Origin of the sequence: Corynebacterium sp. CCUG 65737 (genome assembly GCF_024454115.1) — a bacterium.
Lineage (GTDB): Bacteria > Actinomycetota > Actinomycetes > Mycobacteriales > Mycobacteriaceae > Corynebacterium > Corynebacterium genitalium.
This window is the reverse complement of the sequence record NZ_JAGPZB010000003.1, coordinates 43220-60349: the sequence shown is the minus strand read 5'-3', so window position 1 is coordinate 60349 and position 17130 is coordinate 43220. Positions and strand designations below refer to the sequence as shown.

16 protein-coding genes and 1 pseudogene are annotated in these 17130 nt (G+C 64.0%); 6 read left to right on the top strand and 11 right to left on the bottom strand.

Annotated features, from left to right (window positions below; all coding sequences use genetic code 11):
• Positions 1 to 7 precede the first annotated feature (7 nt).
• Both KBX17_RS03465 and KBX17_RS03460 read right to left on the bottom strand, forming a co-directional pair.
• Complete coding sequence (locus KBX17_RS03465) at positions 8 to 2419, bottom strand: DUF6049 family protein (protein ID WP_256018522.1); 2412 nt, start codon at positions 2417 to 2419, stop codon at positions 8 to 10.
• Positions 2419 to 3111 (bottom strand): annotated as a pseudogene (locus tag KBX17_RS03460) (NUDIX hydrolase); the annotation flags it as partial. The pseudogene KBX17_RS03460 and the gene KBX17_RS03465, both read right to left, overlap by 1 nt.
• An 89-nt stretch (positions 3112 to 3200) precedes the next feature.
• On the opposite strand from KBX17_RS03460, the gene KBX17_RS03455 reads away from it, so the two are divergent.
• From KBX17_RS03455 to KBX17_RS03430, 6 genes are all read left to right on the top strand, one after another.
• The gene (locus KBX17_RS03455; protein ID WP_256004114.1) at positions 3201 to 4724 is read left to right on the top strand and encodes a CCA tRNA nucleotidyltransferase; all 1524 of its coding nucleotides are present in this window, start codon (positions 3201 to 3203) and stop codon (positions 4722 to 4724) included.
• On the top strand, positions 4717 to 5325 hold the full coding sequence (locus KBX17_RS03450; RefSeq protein ID WP_256004112.1) for a YqgE/AlgH family protein: 609 nt from the start codon (positions 4717 to 4719) through the stop codon (positions 5323 to 5325). The genes KBX17_RS03455 and KBX17_RS03450 overlap by 8 nt, the downstream gene beginning before the upstream one ends.
• Positions 5326 to 6000, top strand: a complete 675-nt coding sequence (locus KBX17_RS03445) for an AzlC family ABC transporter permease (protein WP_005287747.1) — start codon at positions 5326 to 5328, stop codon at positions 5998 to 6000.
• Positions 6000 to 6353, top strand: a complete 354-nt coding sequence (locus tag KBX17_RS03440; protein WP_255994626.1) for a branched-chain amino acid transporter permease — start codon at positions 6000 to 6002, stop codon at positions 6351 to 6353. Before KBX17_RS03445 ends, KBX17_RS03440 begins: the two co-directional genes overlap by 1 nt.
• Before the next feature lie 69 nt (positions 6354 to 6422).
• Positions 6423 to 6902, top strand: a complete 480-nt coding sequence (locus KBX17_RS03435; RefSeq protein WP_255994625.1) for a hypothetical protein — start codon at positions 6423 to 6425, stop codon at positions 6900 to 6902.
• Between the two features lie 160 nt (positions 6903 to 7062).
• Positions 7063 to 8541, top strand: coding sequence for an HNH endonuclease signature motif containing protein (locus KBX17_RS03430; protein ID WP_256018520.1), 1479 nt, complete (start codon positions 7063 to 7065; stop codon positions 8539 to 8541).
• 8 nt (positions 8542 to 8549) lie between these two features.
• Here KBX17_RS03430 and KBX17_RS03425 read toward each other — a convergent pair whose 3' ends face one another.
• The 9 genes from KBX17_RS03425 to KBX17_RS03385 form a co-directional block, all read right to left on the bottom strand.
• Positions 8550 to 8855 (bottom strand): hypothetical protein, encoded by a 306-nt coding sequence (locus KBX17_RS03425; RefSeq protein WP_255994623.1) that lies wholly within the window; start codon positions 8853 to 8855, stop codon positions 8550 to 8552.
• Positions 8855 to 9244, bottom strand: a complete 390-nt coding sequence (locus tag KBX17_RS03420) for a Rieske (2Fe-2S) protein (RefSeq protein ID WP_005287758.1) — start codon at positions 9242 to 9244, stop codon at positions 8855 to 8857. The genes KBX17_RS03425 and KBX17_RS03420 overlap by 1 nt, the downstream gene beginning before the upstream one ends.
• On the bottom strand, positions 9241 to 10083 hold the full coding sequence (trpA, locus tag KBX17_RS03415; protein ID WP_256018518.1) for a tryptophan synthase subunit alpha: 843 nt from the start codon (positions 10081 to 10083) through the stop codon (positions 9241 to 9243). The genes KBX17_RS03420 and trpA overlap by 4 nt, the downstream gene beginning before the upstream one ends.
• A gap of 2 nt (positions 10084 to 10085) precedes the next feature.
• Positions 10086 to 11327, bottom strand: coding sequence for a tryptophan synthase subunit beta (gene trpB, locus KBX17_RS03410; protein WP_256018517.1), 1242 nt, complete (start codon positions 11325 to 11327; stop codon positions 10086 to 10088).
• A gap of 28 nt (positions 11328 to 11355) precedes the next feature.
• Positions 11356 to 12789: a bifunctional indole-3-glycerol-phosphate synthase TrpC/phosphoribosylanthranilate isomerase TrpF gene (trpCF, locus tag KBX17_RS03405; RefSeq protein ID WP_256018515.1), complete on the bottom strand. Its 1434-nt coding sequence runs from the start codon at positions 12787 to 12789 to the stop codon at positions 11356 to 11358.
• Positions 12779 to 13807: an anthranilate phosphoribosyltransferase gene (gene trpD, locus KBX17_RS03400; RefSeq protein WP_256018513.1), complete on the bottom strand. Its 1029-nt coding sequence runs from the start codon at positions 13805 to 13807 to the stop codon at positions 12779 to 12781. Before trpD ends, trpCF begins: the two co-directional genes overlap by 11 nt.
• Positions 13800 to 14441 carry a gamma-glutamyl-gamma-aminobutyrate hydrolase family protein gene (locus KBX17_RS03395; protein WP_255994620.1) on the bottom strand — a complete coding sequence of 214 codons (642 nt, stop codon included), beginning with the start codon at positions 14439 to 14441 and terminating at the stop codon, positions 13800 to 13802. The genes trpD and KBX17_RS03395 overlap by 8 nt, the downstream gene beginning before the upstream one ends.
• Positions 14438 to 15940 carry an anthranilate synthase component 1 gene (locus tag KBX17_RS03390; RefSeq protein WP_255997246.1) on the bottom strand — a complete coding sequence of 501 codons (1503 nt, stop codon included), beginning with the start codon at positions 15938 to 15940 and terminating at the stop codon, positions 14438 to 14440. The genes KBX17_RS03395 and KBX17_RS03390 overlap by 4 nt, the downstream gene beginning before the upstream one ends.
• A gap of 704 nt (positions 15941 to 16644) precedes the next feature.
• Entirely contained in the window at positions 16645 to 17073 is a 429-nt protein-coding gene (locus KBX17_RS03385) for an SdpI family protein (RefSeq protein ID WP_255997247.1), read from the bottom strand.
• Positions 17074 to 17130: the final 57 nt, after the last annotated feature.

Below are 17130 nucleotides of genomic sequence, written 5' to 3'. Positions count from 1 at the left end.
CTCAATCCTAGTGCTCTCTCCGCCGCTTCCCGAGTTGGAAAAGAACCGCCAACGCGAACAGCACCGCCAGCCCGGCGACGAGGATCCGGGTGGCAAGCGCCCCGCCGGCCGTCTGCACAGCGATGTTCACCGGCTGAGAAATCGGCCGATTACCCGGCGTGGAGAGGTACAGCTGCAGGTCAGTGCGCTTATTGTTCTGCGGCAGGTCCGCCGTCATCTGGAGGGTGAGCGAACCGCGCGCCGGGATGCGGAACTCCGCCGGAGTATTCAGCTTCGCGTCGGGGGGCCCCTGATACAGAATCGACGCGTCGACAGGCAGCGGCAGCCCGTTCTCCGCGACAATGAGCAGCGGCGAGGATTCCGACGTGCGCGTGTACACATTCCCCGGCGGGATCAAGCTTATCGACGACTTGATCGCCCCCAACGTATCCCGCCCCCCATTGAGCCGCGTGCGGGTGCGCAACTCCGCATCCGAGTAGTAGGTCAGAGAACGGCGGTGCGTGACCGGCAGCGCGGCGAGCAGATCCAGCCGCAGCGGGAGGGTGTAACCGTAGCGGGTCAGAGCGATGTTGTTCTCGTTGGCCAGGATGGATGTGAGGTCGTCGATGTAGCGCGCCTGCTGGCCCGCGTTGAGGATCTCCGTGTCGGAGTACACAGTCGGGTCGTTGTACGGCGTGCCGAGTGCCTCCAGGTCCGCCTGATCAATCTGCTCCGGAGGGCGCGTGTACTCCTCGAGTGGCATCGGCTCGGCTATGCGGGAGCTCATCAGCTCCCCCACGGTACCCATGACTTGCTGCGCTGTCGACGCATCCCACGCCGCCGGCGGATTGACGAGCACCGGCTCCTCCCCCGCCGTGCGCGCTGCCGTCGCGATAGCCGATGCCGCAGTGAGATCGCGCGCCGCCACCGAATCCATCGAGTAGTCGTAGCGCAGCTTCTCCTGGGAGTAACCGGTGGTCTCCGGGTGGCTGCCGGTCGCAGCAAGCGTACTGGCCAGCGCATCATCAAAGCCCACCGTCACCACACCGGGTGTGGCGGTGGCGAAGCGCTCCCCCGGCACGGTGTTGTCCGCCACGAGCACGCGCACCGGCTGGGACGGTTCCGGCGCCGCGACATCCTCAGTGCTGGGCAACGTCGGGGTGTCCAGCGTGGTCTGCTGGTCGCCCTCGATCTTGCCGCCGGGCCCGTCTTGCGTTTCAGCCTGCTCGTTTTCCCACGCGCTCTGCATGCCGACCTGCGGCACCGTCGACCTGCTGTGGTCCGCCCAGCCCATCGCCGGCGCAGACTCCGGGGTGAGGTAGCCCGCGCCAGGCACCACTATGTTCTGCACGATGGGAGTACCCAGCACGCGGCCCAAGGTGAAGGGCCCGCGCTCGAGGGCCTCGCGCATGAGCCACCTATCACCGGTGCGGGCGATGGCGTTCAAGTCAGCATTCGCCCAGGGCAGTGCCACCGTGCAGCCAGACGCGCTCGCGGCCTTGACCTTCTCTAGCCAGGCAGCAGCATCCTCTGCGCCCCGGCCCGGCGCGGCATCCATGAAGGCCGCGTCCTCACGGCCCCAAGAATCGCGCAGGCGCTGGCGTTGGCGGCCCGGGGATGGGCGATCGTCGTCGACCTTGTACCCCTGCGCCATTCGGTCCACTGTGTCCACCAGCGCGGGGTCGAGAGCGAGACACGTGGCGTCAGCGACGCCAGTGTCGTCGGTGGTCTCCGCGTACGTCTCGATCAACTGATCCAGGCGCCCCCCAGGTTCGAGCTGATCCGCGAGCTGCTCGGAGGCCAGAATCAACGGCGGGCTGTTCGGAGCTTCGCCGGTCTCCCCCGGCACAATGTCCACCGGTGCGCTCACCGGGTAGAGCACCGAGACACCCGCGGGAGTCTGCTCCTCGGGCAAATCACCCCGCACGGCCATGTGCCAGCGCTCGCTGTCTAAGTGGGTGCCGTCCTGCTCCAGCACGACCATGATCGGGAACGTCGCCGCGAGCGGTTGGTCCGAGACATCCACCTGCACGGTGATTTCGGCCTCCTCCCCCGCGGACAGGTTAGGCACCTCGACCGTGTCACCGGCGACCGTGTACTCCCCCGGCGCCGCAATCGTTGCTACCCGGGCATCGGAGACAGACCCGGAGACAGGTCCGCGCCGGGGAGTCACCGTGAGGTTGTCCATCTGCTCATCGCCGTCGTTACGCACCCGCACAATCGCGTCGACGGTGGAGCCGGAATCGGCGGTAGAGGGAGCGTCGACAAGCGAGAGCGTGATGTTCTCGCTGCCGTCGCTCGCGCGAATCTGCGGATTGACCCACTGCGAGGCCACGGCCGAGTTTTGCGGATCCATCGGCACCGGCAGGTCGGCGTGCGCGGGGGAAGCACAGACTGCCACCACTGCTGCTGCCACGACTGCGCAGATCCGTGCCTTCATCACCGCGGCGTGATCCTTCCGGCACGTTTCTCGGCACGCGCTAATGCTGGCATTTTGTCGAAGGCGATGCGGGCCAGCTTGCGTTCGTCGGCATACGCCAGGTGCTCCATCAGCTCGCTGACGGGGACCCAGGCGACTTCGGTGACTTCTGGGTCTTCGTCGTTAAGCACCCCGTCGACATAGCGCAACAAGTTATGGTGCACGGTCTTGTGAATGCGCACGCCGTCAGACACGAACCAGTAATCGATCAGGCCGAGGTCCTCGAAGGGCTCGCCGTAAATGCCGGTTTCTTCCCACACCTCGCGGCGGGCCGTGTCCCACTGGTGCTCACCGGGCTCCACATGGCCCTTCGGCATCGACCACAGCAGGCGGCCGCGGCGGTCAAGGCGCCCGATCAGCGCGACATAAATCCTGCTCAGGTCCACACTGCCGTCCGCAGCCACTGCTTCCGCCATGCCGGAGACCACCAAACCGCCCGCGGACGTTTCGTCCCGGGTCTCCATCTTGTGGTCCGTCGTGTACTGGCTGGTGTGCGGCTTGCGGTAGTTCTGGGGGCGCTGCTTGCGGCGGCGCTTGTTCGGCTGCTGTTTCTGGGATTTTGGGGGTTGCTTCTGGTGCTTTTGTCGTTGTTTTTGGGATTGCTTCTGCTCCCCCTTTTGGGCATGACTCGACCCGCGCCGGCGCCGCCTGCGCTTCGGAGGATTCGGAGAGTCAGCCATGAGATCAGATCGTACCCGCCCACGACTTATATATGGAACTTGAGACCACCCCAAGTATGGTTATGGCCGTGACCCCGAGGACCGCGAGCGAGAACCACACCGACCCCGCCGGGCTTTTCAGTTTGCCCGAAAAGGGCGATTCCACAGCCTTCATCGGGCTGCTCGCCCGGGCGGAAACAGCGGTGCGCGAGCTTGAAGGCCTGCTCACATCGCTGGTGCGGGAATTCCACGACCGGGGCGAGTCCCTTTACTTGGTCGGCGGCCCGGTGCGCGACGCGATGCTCGGCCGACTCGGCAATGACCTGGACTTTACGACGTCCGCACGCCCCGACGTCATCAAAGCCATCTTGAGCGGCTGGGGCGAGGCCGTGTGGGACACCGGCATTGAATTCGGAACCGTGTCGACAGTCAAGGACGGCCAGCAGGTGGAGATCACCACCTTCCGCGCTGATCTGTACGACGGCGTCACACGCAACCCCGAAGTCACCTTCGGCGACGCGATTGACGACGATCTGGTGCGCCGCGACTTTCGCGTGAATGCAATGGCGATCGAGCTCCTTGTCGCCGACGGCGAGGATTCACTCGCGCTGGATTTCCACGACCCCGTCGACGGCCTGAAAGACCTGCTGAACCACGTCCTGGACACCCCGCAGGAGCCGGAGGTCAGCTTCCGCGATGACCCGCTGCGCATGCTCCGGGCGGCCCGGTTCGTCTCCCAGCTGGGGTTTCACGTCTCGCCGCGGGTGAAGCGTGCGATGACGGACATGGCGGAAGAAATAGGCCGCATCACCGTCGAGCGCGTGCAGGCGGAACTGGACAAGCTCTTGCTCGGCGTGCAGCCGTGGGAGGGCATTGACCTGCTCGTGGAGACGGGCCTGGCCGACCACGTGCTGCCGGAGATCCCGGCGCTCAAGCTCGAGCGCGACGAGCACATGCAGCACAAAGACGTCTACGCTCACTCGCTGACTGTGCTGCGCCAGGCCACCGAGCTGGAAGAAGAAGGACCGGACCTGAAGCTGCGTTGGGCGGCGCTCATGCATGACATCGGCAAGCCGGACACCCGCGAGGCCAAGCCGGGCGGAGGGGTGTCCTTCCACCACCACGAGGTTGTCGGTGCGAAGCTGACGCGAAAGCGGATGCGCAAACTGAAGTACCCGAAGCACGTCATCGAGGACGTGGGTCAGCTGGTCTACCTGCACATGCGCTTCCACGGTTTCGGGGAAGGCCAGTGGACGGATTCCGCCGTGCGCCGCTACGTGACCGATGCGGGAGACCTTCTCCCCCGCCTGCACAAACTCGTCCGCGCGGACTGCACAACGCGTAACCCGAAGAAGGCGGCGCGTCTCCAGCGCACCTACGACCACCTCGAGGAGCGCATCGCGGACCTTGCTGCCAAGGAGGATCTCGCTCGCGTGCGCCCGGACCTGGACGGCAATGAGATCATGGAGATCCTGGGCCTCGAGCCCGGCCCGCAGGTGGGCAAGGCGTGGAAATACATGAAGGATCTCCGCTTGGAGCACGGTGAGCTGGGCCGTGATGAGGCCGTCGCACAGCTCAAGGCGTGGTGGGAGGCAGAAAATGGCTGAGTTTTTCTACGCGGATAGATTGTTCACCGCGCTCGAGCGCGAAGAGCCGGGGCCGGGCATGTTGCTGGTTGCGGCGCCGGGCATGCTTTCCGACGAATTCGTCCGCTCCATCGTCCTCGTCATCGAGCACACCGCGACCCACTCCTTCGGCGTGGTGCTCAACCGGCGCAGCGACGTCGCGGTCCACAATGTCCTGCCCGAATGGCTTCCCGAGGTGGCCAATCCACAGGCGCTCTACATCGGCGGCCCCGTCGGCCCGCAGGCGGCGATCGGCGTCGGCGTGACCAAGTCCGGCACGGTGATCGACGATCACCCCGAGTTCACCCGCCTGGCCAACCGCCTCGTGCACGTTGACCTGCGCACAGAGCCGGAAACCGTCGAGGGTTTGCTCGAGGGCATGCGCCTTTTCGCCGGTTACGCCGAGTGGGAGCCCGGCCAGCTCGACGAGGAGATCGAACGCGGCGACTGGTACGTCGCGCCCGCCCTGCCGAGCGACGTCATCGCCCCCGCGAACACCGACCTGTACAGCGATGTCATGCGCCGCCAGCCGATGCCGCTGCCATTGTTCTCCACGTTCCCCGCGAACCCAGAAGACAACTAGATGCGCAATCTGTGGGTAGTGGGCCTTGGGCTCATTCCGCTCGGTCTCGCATTCGGCCTGGTTATGACACAGGCCGGTTTCGCCTGGTGGTGGACGCCGATCTTCTCCATCGTCATTTACGCCGGCTCGATGGAATTTCTCGCCGTGCAGATGGTCGCCAGTGGCGTTGGGCCGCTCTCAGCCACAGTCACCGGCTTCATGGTGAACTTCCGGCACATTTTCTACGGCCTCACGTTCCCCCGCCATCTCATCGACAGTCCCGCCGGCAAGGCCTACAGCACCTATTCGCTTACCGACGAGTCCTACGCCATCACCTCCACCACCCCCCACTCCGAACTCACCGGCCGGCACGTCCTGGCCATCCAAGCCTGCTGCCAAGCGATGTGGGTCATCCCCGGCATCATTGGCGCGCTCGTCGGGCAGGTCATTCCGGACAGCGTGCAGGGAATGGACTTCGCCCTGACCGCCCTGTTCATCGTGTTGACGTACGAGGCGTTCCAATCCAACCGCGACTTCTCCCTGCCTCTGACCGCCGCCGGGATCGCAGTGCTCGTGGCCGTGCTCGCCCCGTCGGCGATTCTCATGGCGGGGTTGTCAGCCTACTTCGTGGTGCTGTTGCTGCGGTACGGGTTTCCGGGCGTCGATAAGCGCCTTGAGCTGCGAGGGAACACATAATGGGTGATTCTTTGGGGCTTCCCGACGGCGTGACCCTCACCATGGTCGCAGCCGTCCTGGTGCCCGTCGCAGTGGTGACGGTGTTGCTGCGCGCGCTCCCCTTCGCGTTTCTGCGCGTGCTCAAGGGCAGCGCGCTGATTGAGTTCCTCGGTGCGACGATGCCGGTCGGCGTCATGACCGTGCTTGTCGTGTACACGCTGGCTAGCGCGCTGGATGCCCCAGGTGGACTGGTCCCAGCCCTCATTGCTGGAGTGGTCACCCTTTTTCTCCACGTGTGGAGGCGCAGTGCCGGCCTCTCCATCCTCACCGGCACCGCCGTGTACATGCTGCTGGTGAATGTGGTGGTCGGCTGAACCTGGTGCTCGGGTGAACAACGCGTTAATGCGCTGCTGAAAAGCCTGTGGGGTTTTAGGCTTCGCAGTATGAAGCGCATCCTCCGCACAGCTATCGCATCCGCCGCCGCCGTCTCTCTCACGCTTAGCCTTGCTACGCCTGCCGACGCCCAGGTCAACCGCCCCGTTGACGACACGAGTTCCATCAAGCCGATGTTGGAGTTCAGCTCGCCGTCCTACATCCAGGAGAACTCCAGCACCGCGACCGACGAGGAACTGCGGCAGAAATGGGAGGAGGCCGTGCGCATGGGGCACATCGCTCCCCTCATCGAGGCGATTTACGGCCTGGACATCAACGACGATCAGTTTCTTGAGGACCGCGTAGCCGCCAACGCCGGCAAGTTCGAGCAAAACCACTCCGCAAATGCCGTGCTCGGCAGCTCTATGAAATGGGACGCTGCTCGCGGTTACGAGCTGGGCAACACGCTGAACTGGTTGATCGCGCTTGGCGTTATCACGGCTGCGGTCGGCGGCGCCGTTGCTGCCTACACGTCAGGTGTCTTCGGTTAAGGCACCGTTCGGAGAATGTACTTTTTGAGCCAGCTGACCTGCTCGTTAGCGTGAGCGTTCGAACACAGAGGCTAATGGTTCATGCAAGTTAAGCGTGAGTGTCCACCCCATATGCAATGATGTGTGCATAGCATTCGAACACAACTGCTAAGGGGGAACAATGACGAAGGAGCGCAAGAAGAAGTCGGCCTTTTTTGCAACCGACAATCCGAGCGATCCACTCGCCGCTGCGGGGAGGCAGTTCCGGGAGGGCGAGTACGCGATGTTCGGCAGGTACGCGTCCAGTGACGGTGAGGAGGGGCCGGTCTGTTCGAAGGACTTCGACCGGGAGATTGCGGGCCTGTGCACGTACACGGGCCTACGCCGGGCACCGGCCGAGAGGGCCGTGGTGGGTTACATGAGTTTGCGGGATCTGCCCCGCCTCCGCGCGCTCCAGAAGGAGACCAAACTGCTGGACATCGATCGTCTCGATGCGATTGCCGTCCGCATAGCGGAGCTCGGTATCAACGCCACGGAAGAGGTCTATTCCACTATCGACGAGCTGTTGGTCACCCTATTCACCCCGACACGGATGAATCAGCCCCTCCCTACTCGTACAACTATCACGCGGCGTCTGCGTGAATTCATCGCAGAGCTCGATTCCAAGGTGGCATACAACGAGCAGAAGCGGGAAAAGCGCGAGAAGAAGGATCCTCCCCCGCCGGGTGAATGCGAGATCTCTTTTCAAGAAGCGATGGCAGGCACGGGCACTGCGGGCCTCACCATGGTCGGCGACAATGCGACCATCGCCGCCACCAAAGCATCTATCGACGAGACCGCCCGCGCCCACGGCCTGACCCAATCCGATGCGGCCCTCAAGCTCCTGAATGGTGAGATCACCCCGGCTCCCGGGGCCAAGATCTACGCGTACACTCCCCTGACCGAGGATGGTTCGTTGAACTCGGCGGCCCCTGCCTACTTCCCCGGATTCGGCTGGACCACAGCGCCCGGCACAGAGATGTTCAACCACATGCTGTCTAGCGCCGACAAGAACTCGGTCAAAGTTGTGAATCTCGACGATGCCGCCACCCGCACCGTGAACAGCTACTCCCCACCGGAGGACATCAAGGCGTACGTCCGCGGCCGCGACGGCACGTGCCGCTTCCCCGGTTGCACGGTGTCGGCCTGGAAGTGCCAGATCGACCACCGCGTTCCCTTCGATTTAGGCGGGGAAACCACTGCATCGAACCTTTTCAGCCTCTGCGCGCACCACCACAACATGAAAACTGACCGCAGGGCGTATTACATCCCCGATCCCGTGACCGGCGAGCTTGTCTGGCTTTTCCCCGACGGGACGTACCAGCGCACCGACCCCGAAGGCTTCATTCACTCTCAAGTCACGCCAACGGCCCCAAAGTGGCAGCACTCGCTAGAAGACATCTTGGGGTTGCACCGAAAAAAGACCCGTTTTTTCGCACTCGGGCACAAGCTTATCGACGACTACGACACCGGAACCTCAACCCTCGACGAGTGCCTCACTGCCATCGCCGGTTTGGAGAAAGAGTTCGGCCGGGAGTTCCCGTTCCGACCTAAGGAAGCGCACAAAGACACACTCAAAGAATCGGCCCAAGTTCATGCGGAGGACGCGCCACCGTTCTAACGCTGGTTCTAAAGCTCTGGGAACTTGGCCCGCGCTTCGGCCCACAGACCCTCGAAGTGCTCGGCGGGAAGTCTCTCCGCCTCCAGTCCTTCGTACTGGTCGTAGGTGTCCGGGTGAGGGACGGTGTCGAGGGGTTCGTTGGCCTGCCCGGCGATCTTGCCGTCGATAAATGCGCCCATGATCACGTGGTCTGGGGTGAGCTCGATCATGCGCACCATGCGGCACTCGTGGTCGTTGAGCTCGGCAAGTTCAGCAACGTTGACCACGGATCCCGCGCCCAGGACGGTCAAGGTGGTGCGGACGTAGATCGCCATTATTCCCCGCCCGCCACGACAGTGTCGCCTTCTTGGCGGACGGGCGCGGGGGTCATACCCGATTGGGCCGGGCCCTCGACAGGCTCTCCGGTGGCGATGTCGAAGCTGGACCCGTGCGCCGGGCAGCGCACGGTATCGCCATTGACCTGCGAAATCGGGTTTCCCTGGTGCGGGCAGACCGTCGAATACGCGAGGAATTCGCCCTCCGTCGGCTGCGCGATGATGAGCTTATCGACGATCACAGCGCTCCCCACCGGAACCTGCGTCGCCGCGATCTCAGCCGTGGCGGGCTTGCCGCACGCGGCGAGGAACGCGCCCGCGACGGTAGTGGCGGAGCCGACGAGGAACAGACGGCGTGAGCAACGGGGGGTCTGGGAGTTCTCGGTCATGCCTTAACAGTAGCTGCCTTCATGGAGGCGACGTAGTCCTTCAGCTCGGCGCGGAGGCCATCCATGTCGGTGATGTGGACGGGTTCGTCGTGGTCGCCGCCCACCCACTCGTCAATGATCTTGGCGATGGCGGAGCCGGTGATGGCGCCGGCAGCACCCGCTGCGATCGCGTCGGACACGTGGTGCGGCTCGGAAATGCCGAAGCCCAGCAGGATCGGAGCGCCGCCATACATCGCCACGTTGTTGACCACGTCGGACAGACCGAGGGTCTGGGACTCCCGCTCGGTGCCGGTCACACCGGCGCGGGACGCGCCGTAGATATAACCGCGGGAATTCGCGGCGATGCCCTCGAGAACCTCCGGGGTTGCCCTCGCCGGGGCAATGAAGACCGGGTCAACACCAACCGTGGTCGCGGCGGCGACGAAGGGTGCGGATTCGCGGACGGGGACGTCGGGAAGCAAAATGGCGTCGGCGCCTGCCTCCTTGAACTCGCGGTAGAACTGCTCGTACCCGCGGACGTAGGCGACGTTGGAGTACATGAGCATGCTGATCGGCACGTCCGGGTAGCGGCGGCGGACCTCACGAATCTGGTCGAGCGCCTTGGCCACGGTCGCGCCGGAGACAAGCGCGCGGTGGTGCGCGTTCTGGATCGTCGGGCCGTCGGCAACCGGGTCGGAGAAGGGAACGCCCAGCTCAAGTGCGTCGGCGCCGCCCTCGATGACGGCAGAGATGATGTCGATGGCATCTTCCGGGTTCGGGTCGCCGAGCATCACGAAGGGGACGAACGCGCCCTCGTTTTTCGCCTCGAGGTCAGCGAAGAGTTGTTCAAAACGCGACATGGTTATTTGCCCTCCGTGGCTGCATCGGTGGTGAAATCGACAACGAGATCCGGGTTGTCTTCCAGGGTCTGCTGCACATGCGTGACATCCTTGTCGCCGCGGCCGGACAGGGAGACGAGGATGTCTGTGGGGGTGCGGGTGCTGGCGGCTTCGTCGGCGCGTCGTAAAGCGTAGGCGAGCGCGTGGGAAGACTCGAGCGCGGGAATGATGCCCTCCTTCCGGGAGAGGATCTGGAACGCAGCGACCGCCTCGCTGTCGGGAACGGCGACGTAGGACGCGCGGCCCGTCTGGGCGAGGTGCGAGTGCTGCGCGCCGACCGCCGGGTAGTCCAGGCCGGCGGAGATGGACAGGGAGTCGGTGATCTGGCCGTCCTCATCGCGCATGACGTAGGACTTGGAGCCGTGCAGGATGCCGATCGTGCCTGCGTTGATGGCCGCGCCATGGCGGCCGGTCTCCATGCCCTCGCCGCCAGGCTCAGCGCCGACGAGCTCGACGCCGTCTTCCTCAATGAAATCGGCGAACATGCCGATCGCGTTGGAACCGCCGCCGACACACGCCGTGACCACATCCGGCAGCTTGCCAGTGCGCTCGAGCATCTGCTGCTTCGCCTCCACCGAGATCACCTTGTGGAACTCGCGCACGATCGTCGGGAACGGGTGCGGGCCAGCAGCGGTGCCCAGCAAGTAGTGAGTGTTGTGGAACGTTGCGGTCCAGTCGCGCAGTGCCTCGTTGACCGCGTCCTTGAGCGTGCCAGAACCAGAGTCGACTCCGACGACCTCCGCTCCCATGAGACGCATACGCCACACATTCGGCGCCTGGCGCTCCATGTCCTTCGTGCCCATGTAGATGGTGCAGTCCAAATCCATGAGCGCGGCAGCGAGCGCGGTCGCGGTGCCGTGCTGACCGGCGCCCGTTTCGGCGATGACGCGGGTCTTGCCCATCTTCTTCGCCAGCAGGGTCTGCCCGATCACCTGGTTGGTCTTGTGGGCACCACCGTGAACGAGGTCCTCGCGCTTGAGGAAGATGCGCGCATAGTCGTTGCCCGCGGTGAGGTTTTTCGCTTCCGTCAGCGGCGTCGGGCGGCCGAGGTAGTCGCGCAGCAGAGCGCGGTACTCGGTCATGAACTCCTCGTCGTTCCACGCGTCGACAAACGCCTGCTCCAGCTGGTCCAGCGCCGGGAGCAGCGATTCGGCGACGAATTGTCCGCCGAACTCACCGAAATACGCGGGTAGGAGTGTGCTCATGGGTGTTCCCTTTCGTATTGAGTCAAACTCAGTAATGGAAATTCCTGATTGTGGTGAACGCTTGACGGATCTTGCCCGCATCCTTCCTGCCGGACCACTCTACCCCGGAGTTCAGATCGACCCCCGCGCAGCCCACGGCCAGCGCATCCTCGAGATTATCCAGGCCGATTCCGCCGGCGAGGAGCGAGCGAGACTTGATTCCTTCGGGGATCTGGCTCCAGTCGAAGGTGGTTCCGCTACCGCCGGCGCCAGCGTCAAGCACGAGAGCATCAAGCTTATCGACGACTCCTTCCGCCCACTCTGGGTTTCCATCCGTCATGGAGACAGCGCGCCAGATCTTTAGCTGTGGGTCAATTGAGTGGCATTCAGTACGGACACGATCGATCAGGTCGAGTTCCGCGCCGACACTCCCCTGGTAAGGCGCATGGATCTGCACGGCGTGGATGCCCGGAAAGACGAGTTCCGCCCAGTTCTCGGTACGGCGGCTCACGGCCACATAGTGCAGACCGGGTTCGTGGCAAATGATGTCTTCCGCTGTTTCACGTGAAACATTCCGCGGCGATGCTTCCTCGAAAATGAGGCCGCCGTAGACAGCGCCAGCCGCACGGGCAGCCTGGGCGGCCGACCACGATGTAAGGCCGCAGACCTTATTGGGGCCGTACACGAGCATGCGGGCAGCCCAGTCAATGTCTGGTTCGCCCGTGAGCTGGGATCCGACGAGGAATCCGTCCGAGTGTCCACCGAGCTGGCGCACCGTCTCCACATTACGGATGCCCGACTCGGAGACGACGAGGGCACCTTCGGGCGCGAGCGGAGCCAGGCGGGCTGAGCGGCCCAGATCGATCGAGAGATCGTGCAGGTTGCGGTGGTTGATGCCGAAGATCTTCGCGCCGAGCTTGGTGGCGCGGGCAGCTTCCTCCTCATCGATGACTTCAGTGAGAACGTCAAGGTTGAGGCGATCTGCCTCAGCGTGAAGGCGGGCGTAGGTGTCGTCGTCTAGCACGCTGAGCATGAGCAGGATCGCGTCGGCGCCGAAATAGCGCGCGGCGTGGATCTGGCACTCGTCGATGATGAAGTCCTTGCACAGCACTGGCAGGTGCGTGGTCGAAGCGACGGTGGCCAAATGGTCGTAGTCTCCCCCGAACCGGTCTGGCTCGCACAGTACGGAAATGCCCGCGGCGTAACGGGAGTAGATCGAGGCGATAGCACCCGGCTCGTAATGCGCGCGGATCGTACCGAGCGAGGGCGAGGACGCCTTGCACTCCATGATGAACTGAGCGCCTGGGCGGGCGAGCGAATCGGAAAGGGAGCGCTCGGAGCGGGGAAGGGAGGCGGGATCGACGTGAGCGATGCGGCCGCGAATATCGTCAAGGTGACGTTTTCTGCCCTCTACAATCCCCTCGAGAACGGTGGGGAGACCGTCAGATTGGCTAGGATCGCGTTGTTGCAGGTCAGAGGGCATAGTTTGCACCTTCGTGGGTGGAGAGCCAGTCGCGGACGGTGCCGTCGTTAAGCAACTGCAGTGCGCGCTCGGTTCCTGCCTTGAAATCTGGGGCTTCCCCATAGAGGTAGAACATGGCGCCCGCAGTGGCGGCGACAGCGTCGCGGTGAGCATCTGGGGCGGTGCCGTCGAAGATCGCGCGGATCGCGGCGGCGTTCTCGTCCCCGTTGCCACCCTCGAGATCGGTGAGGGTGTAGGTGGGCAGGCCGAAGTCGGACGGTTCGACGGTGTAGTGCTCGATGTTGCCCTGGCGGTCGAGCTCCCAGATCTCGGTGGGGCCGTGGACGGCGATCTCATCTGTGCCGGAACCGTGGACGATCATGGCGCGGCCGCGGCCCAGCTCGCGCATCGTCTCCGCGATCGTCTGGCCGAGGGCCGGGTTAGCGATGCCCATGATCTGGTACTCCGGACGGCCGGGAGAGAGCAGCGGGCCGAGCGTGTTGAACAGCGTGGAAATGCCCAGCGACTTGCGCACCGGCTGGACGTGCGCGATCGCCGGGTTGTACGCAGGGGCGAACAGGAAGGTGAAGTTGGACGCTTCGAACTGGCGGACAGCGCGCTCCGGGTCGAGGTCGAGGGGGATGTTCAGCGCTTCGAGCACGTCGGCCGAGCCGGACTTGGACGACACTGAACGGTTGCCGCACTTGATCATCTTGATGCCTCCGGCGGCGGCGACCAGGGAGGAGGCGGTGGAGATGTTGATGGTGTTCTTGCCGTCGCCACCCGTGCCGGCAGAGTCCATGAGTCCCTCCCCCGTGATCGGGAACGGACGGCCGGCCGCGAGGAAGGCCTTGGCGGCACCGGCAATGTCGGCGAACGTCTCGCCGCGGGTGCGCACCGCTGCCAGCAGCGCGGCAATGTGCACATCGTCGTAGTCGCCGACGGTCAACGGGGTGAAGACGGCTACAGCCTCCTCCAAGGTCGGGTCCTTCTTATCGATGAAGGAGCGGAACGTCTCCAATGCCTTGTCACTAGCCATCATTGCCACCTTTCTTGGATTTGCCCAACAATTGTTTCACACACCGTTCCAGCAGGATCGGTCCACCGAGAGTAAGAATCGACTCGGGGTGGAACTGCAGCCCGATCGACATACCGTCCTCCGACTCCGCTGCCATGACGACGTCGCCGACCTGTGTTTCCGTGCGCGCCAGGGCGACTAACCCGTCCGGGATATCTACCGTCCCAAGGGAGTGGTACCGCGCTACGGGGACGAGGCGGCCCTCTTCGAGGTGCTCGGGTCCGCCGTCGATGACGAGACCGTCGAAAAGCGAACTCTGCAGCCCGTCATCCGTGAGCCGCATGGGAATGGACACACCGTGGACGGGTCCGCACGGCGAGACGGTGCCGCCGAAGTGCTCGATGAGTGCCTGGTAGCCGAGGCAAATGCCGAGAATCGGGATGCGTCCTAGTGCGCGTTCGATGAGCTCCATCATGCACCCAGCGTCGGCCGGGTAGCCGGGGCCGGGCGAGAGGATGATGACGTCCGGGTCGGCGCCCAACACCGCGTCGACGGACACGGTGTTGCGGAAGACCGTTGCGTCGAAGCCGGAGAGCGCGTCGACCAGGTTGTAGACGAAGGAGTCCTGATTATCCAGGAGAACGAGCTTGCTCATCGGATGACCTCCAATCGGGCGTTCTGCGCGAGACCAATCGCGTTGAGGACGGCATAGGCCTTGTGGAGCGTCTCATCGGCTTCGGCCTGAGGGTTCGAGTCGCGGACGACGCCAGCGCCGGCTTGGACGGTGGCAACCCCGTCTCGGACGTAGGCAGAGCGGATGACGATGCAGGTGTCGAACTCCCCGTCCCCACGCAGGTACCCGACAGCGCCACCGTAGGACCCGCGGCGGGAGCCCTCGATCTCGCGGATGAGCTCCGTCGCGCGAAGCTTCGGCGCACCGGTTAGTGTTCCCATGTTCATGGACGCGCGGTACGCATCGAGCGCGTCGAGGTCCTGCGCGAGAGTCGCCGTTACACGTGAAACAAGGTGCATCACGCGCGAGTAGCGGTCCACTTGCAACAGCTCGCGCACGCGGCGGGTGCCGGGCTCAGCTACGCGGGCCATGTCGTTGCGGGCCAGGTCGACGAGCATGGTGTGCTCCGCGATCTCCTTCGCGTCGGTACGCAGCTCAAGCTCCATGCGCGTGTCCAGTTCGTGAGTTGCCCCGCGCGGCCGTGTGCCCGCGATCGGGTAGAGTTGCACCTCGCGCGTCTGTGCAGAGAACTTCAGGTTGGACTCGGGCGAGGCGCCGAAGAGTTCGTACGGCTCGCGGTTGCGGTCGAAGCCGCGCACGTAGAACATGTACGGCGACGGGTTCGTCTCGCGCAGGCACTGATACGCAGCGAACGCGTCCGGGCACTCCGCCGTGAACGCGCGAGCCGGCACGACCTGATAGATGTCGCCGTTGTAGATATTGTCCTTCAGCTTGTCCACATCGCGGCGGAATTCCGCGTCATCCAAGCTCGTCGTCACCGTGAGCGTTTTCTCTTCGCCGGCGATCTTGGATCTCTCGGTGGAGGCGGCGCGAATCAGGTCTTCGTACTTCCGCAGTTGCTTATCGACGTCCCCCATCCCCGTCAGCTTCGCCGTCTGATTCCTGTGGTCAATCGTGAGGACAATCTCCGCGAGAATGAACTGGAAATCGGGGTAGGTGTTCGTGCTCTCCCCTACCTCAGGCAGTGTCTCGAACGTGGCCAGATAGTCGAACGCAAACCCGCCAACGAGCATCGACTCCGGGCGTTGTGTCAGCGCGCGCAGAACCTCGACGGTGCTGGGGGCGGTGAGACGCTCGCGCTCGTCGTCAGCTGACGACGGCGGGAACGTGAACGTGTTGTCCCCGCTAGCAAACTCCGCCAACTGTTCGCCCAGGTCGGCGGCGATCCTCTCCCCTTCCGGGCTCAGCGGCTCCACCACGACGTTGTAGTCGTTACACGTGACGCGCAGTGAAGCCGCGAGCACCGCCATCGACTGCAACCCCGACTTCGTGGTGATGTCGGCGCTCTCCAGCAGCACCGTGTCCGACAGTTCGGTGCCGCCGATGTGCTGGAAGAGGACGGAGGCGTCCTCGTGGTACCGGACGTCAATATGCGTCACGCGTGGAGGGGATGTGCTCATGGGGGTGTTTCTGACTCGCTGTGGTGGTTGTGCTGGATACAAAAAGGCCCGCTGCGCTTGGAGGGTCAAGCTTGCGGGCCGAGAGGGGTGACTGACTACGGCGCGCAGCTATGCGCGCCACCACCACTGATTCTGGGCGTTGAAGGAAGTCACAAGATTCAGGCTAAGGCAGGGGCGGGCCGGCTGCAACTGGTTTAGGAATATTGCTCGTTTCGGAACGATGTTTCGGAAAACCGGTGTATTTGGACGCATTAGTCTCGCGCAGGCCAGATTCCGACAGATATTTCCGAATTGGTACTGCGGGGTACATGCTGGCCGCTAGAACACCGAGTTTCGGAAGGATTGGAAGGCCATAAAGACTTCCCTTGACGACGAGCTCTCCCTCCTCCTCGCCATCGGTAACGATCTCCCCGGTGACGTTCAAGTTGTTTCACGTGAAACAGCGCCGCCTGTTGCCCCGCCCCTTCTGCGCGGGAACTTGGAGGAACTCGATTTCCGGGCGGCGATGACGGAGGTCGATGGTCAAGGTCGCGGCACTGGGACGAATTCGCGGACTCTATCGGCCTTCCGCTCAAGGCGGCGCACAGCGCCAACCAGATAGCTCTTAAAGCAGCGGCTGAGATCGATTTGTCTGTACTGCCGTTAACGGGATCGCCGCTCAACGGTGCGCTCCGCGAGCTTGAGTCGCGGAGAGTGGAACTCGTCTAATTCTCGTCGGCTTGCTTAGCGGCATTGCGCAGTGCGTTGAGGTTGACGTTCGGGGTGGGTTCGGGCTCGGGGGTTTGAGTGCGGGCTTCGTCGACAAGTTGGGCTGTACGCGCGCCCTGATTGCCGCCGACGGCAACCGCGACCACCGCGGCGATGATCAACAGAACCGGAGCGGCCCACAGCCACCCGTGCGCGATGAACGAGAACGCGGCCCCGAAGGCGAGTGTCACACCGGCGAGAATGAGGAACGGGCCCACGACTTTGTGCGCGGTGTCCCAGACCTCTTCATCCTTGCGGACCTCTGGCACGCGCAGCCCGACGACCGAGTTGCCGGGCAGGCGGCCCACTGTCGCCAGCACTCCGGGAATGAGGAGGGCGAGGGCCGCGATGATGAGCAGAATTCCGATGATTACGCCAGCTGACATGCTTGCATAGTTTACCGGGACGCGATTTTTTCTCGTGGTCCGGGTGGTGGAGAATGA

Excerpts from the sequence above, each read along its gene's own strand:
- KBX17_RS03465 (WP_256018522.1), bottom strand. The coding sequence starts at position 2,419 with ATGAAGGCACGGATCTGCGCAGTCGTGGCAGCAGCAGTGGTGGCAGTC.
- KBX17_RS03455 (WP_256004114.1), top strand. The coding sequence starts at position 3,201 with ATGGCCGTGACCCCGAGGACCGCGAGCGAGAACCACACCGACCCCGCC.
- KBX17_RS03450 (WP_256004112.1), top strand. The coding sequence starts at position 4,717 with ATGGCTGAGTTTTTCTACGCGGATAGATTGTTCACCGCGCTCGAGCGC.
- KBX17_RS03445 (WP_005287747.1), top strand. The coding sequence starts at position 5,326 with ATGCGCAATCTGTGGGTAGTGGGCCTTGGGCTCATTCCGCTCGGTCTC.
- KBX17_RS03440 (WP_255994626.1), top strand. The coding sequence starts at position 6,000 with ATGGGTGATTCTTTGGGGCTTCCCGACGGCGTGACCCTCACCATGGTC.
- KBX17_RS03435 (WP_255994625.1), top strand. The coding sequence starts at position 6,423 with ATGAAGCGCATCCTCCGCACAGCTATCGCATCCGCCGCCGCCGTCTCT.
- KBX17_RS03430 (WP_256018520.1), top strand. The coding sequence starts at position 7,063 with ATGACGAAGGAGCGCAAGAAGAAGTCGGCCTTTTTTGCAACCGACAAT.
- KBX17_RS03425 (WP_255994623.1), bottom strand. The coding sequence starts at position 8,855 with ATGGCGATCTACGTCCGCACCACCTTGACCGTCCTGGGCGCGGGATCC.
- KBX17_RS03420 (WP_005287758.1), bottom strand. The coding sequence starts at position 9,244 with ATGACCGAGAACTCCCAGACCCCCCGTTGCTCACGCCGTCTGTTCCTC.
- trpA (WP_256018518.1), bottom strand. The coding sequence starts at position 10,083 with ATGTCGCGTTTTGAACAACTCTTCGCTGACCTCGAGGCGAAAAACGAG.
- trpB (WP_256018517.1), bottom strand. The coding sequence starts at position 11,327 with ATGAGCACACTCCTACCCGCGTATTTCGGTGAGTTCGGCGGACAATTC.
- trpCF (WP_256018515.1), bottom strand. The coding sequence starts at position 12,789 with ATGCCCTCTGACCTGCAACAACGCGATCCTAGCCAATCTGACGGTCTC.
- trpD (WP_256018513.1), bottom strand. The coding sequence starts at position 13,807 with ATGGCTAGTGACAAGGCATTGGAGACGTTCCGCTCCTTCATCGATAAG.
- KBX17_RS03395 (WP_255994620.1), bottom strand. The coding sequence starts at position 14,441 with ATGAGCAAGCTCGTTCTCCTGGATAATCAGGACTCCTTCGTCTACAAC.
- KBX17_RS03390 (WP_255997246.1), bottom strand. The coding sequence starts at position 15,940 with ATGAGCACATCCCCTCCACGCGTGACGCATATTGACGTCCGGTACCAC.
- KBX17_RS03385 (WP_255997247.1), bottom strand. The coding sequence starts at position 17,073 with ATGTCAGCTGGCGTAATCATCGGAATTCTGCTCATCATCGCGGCCCTC.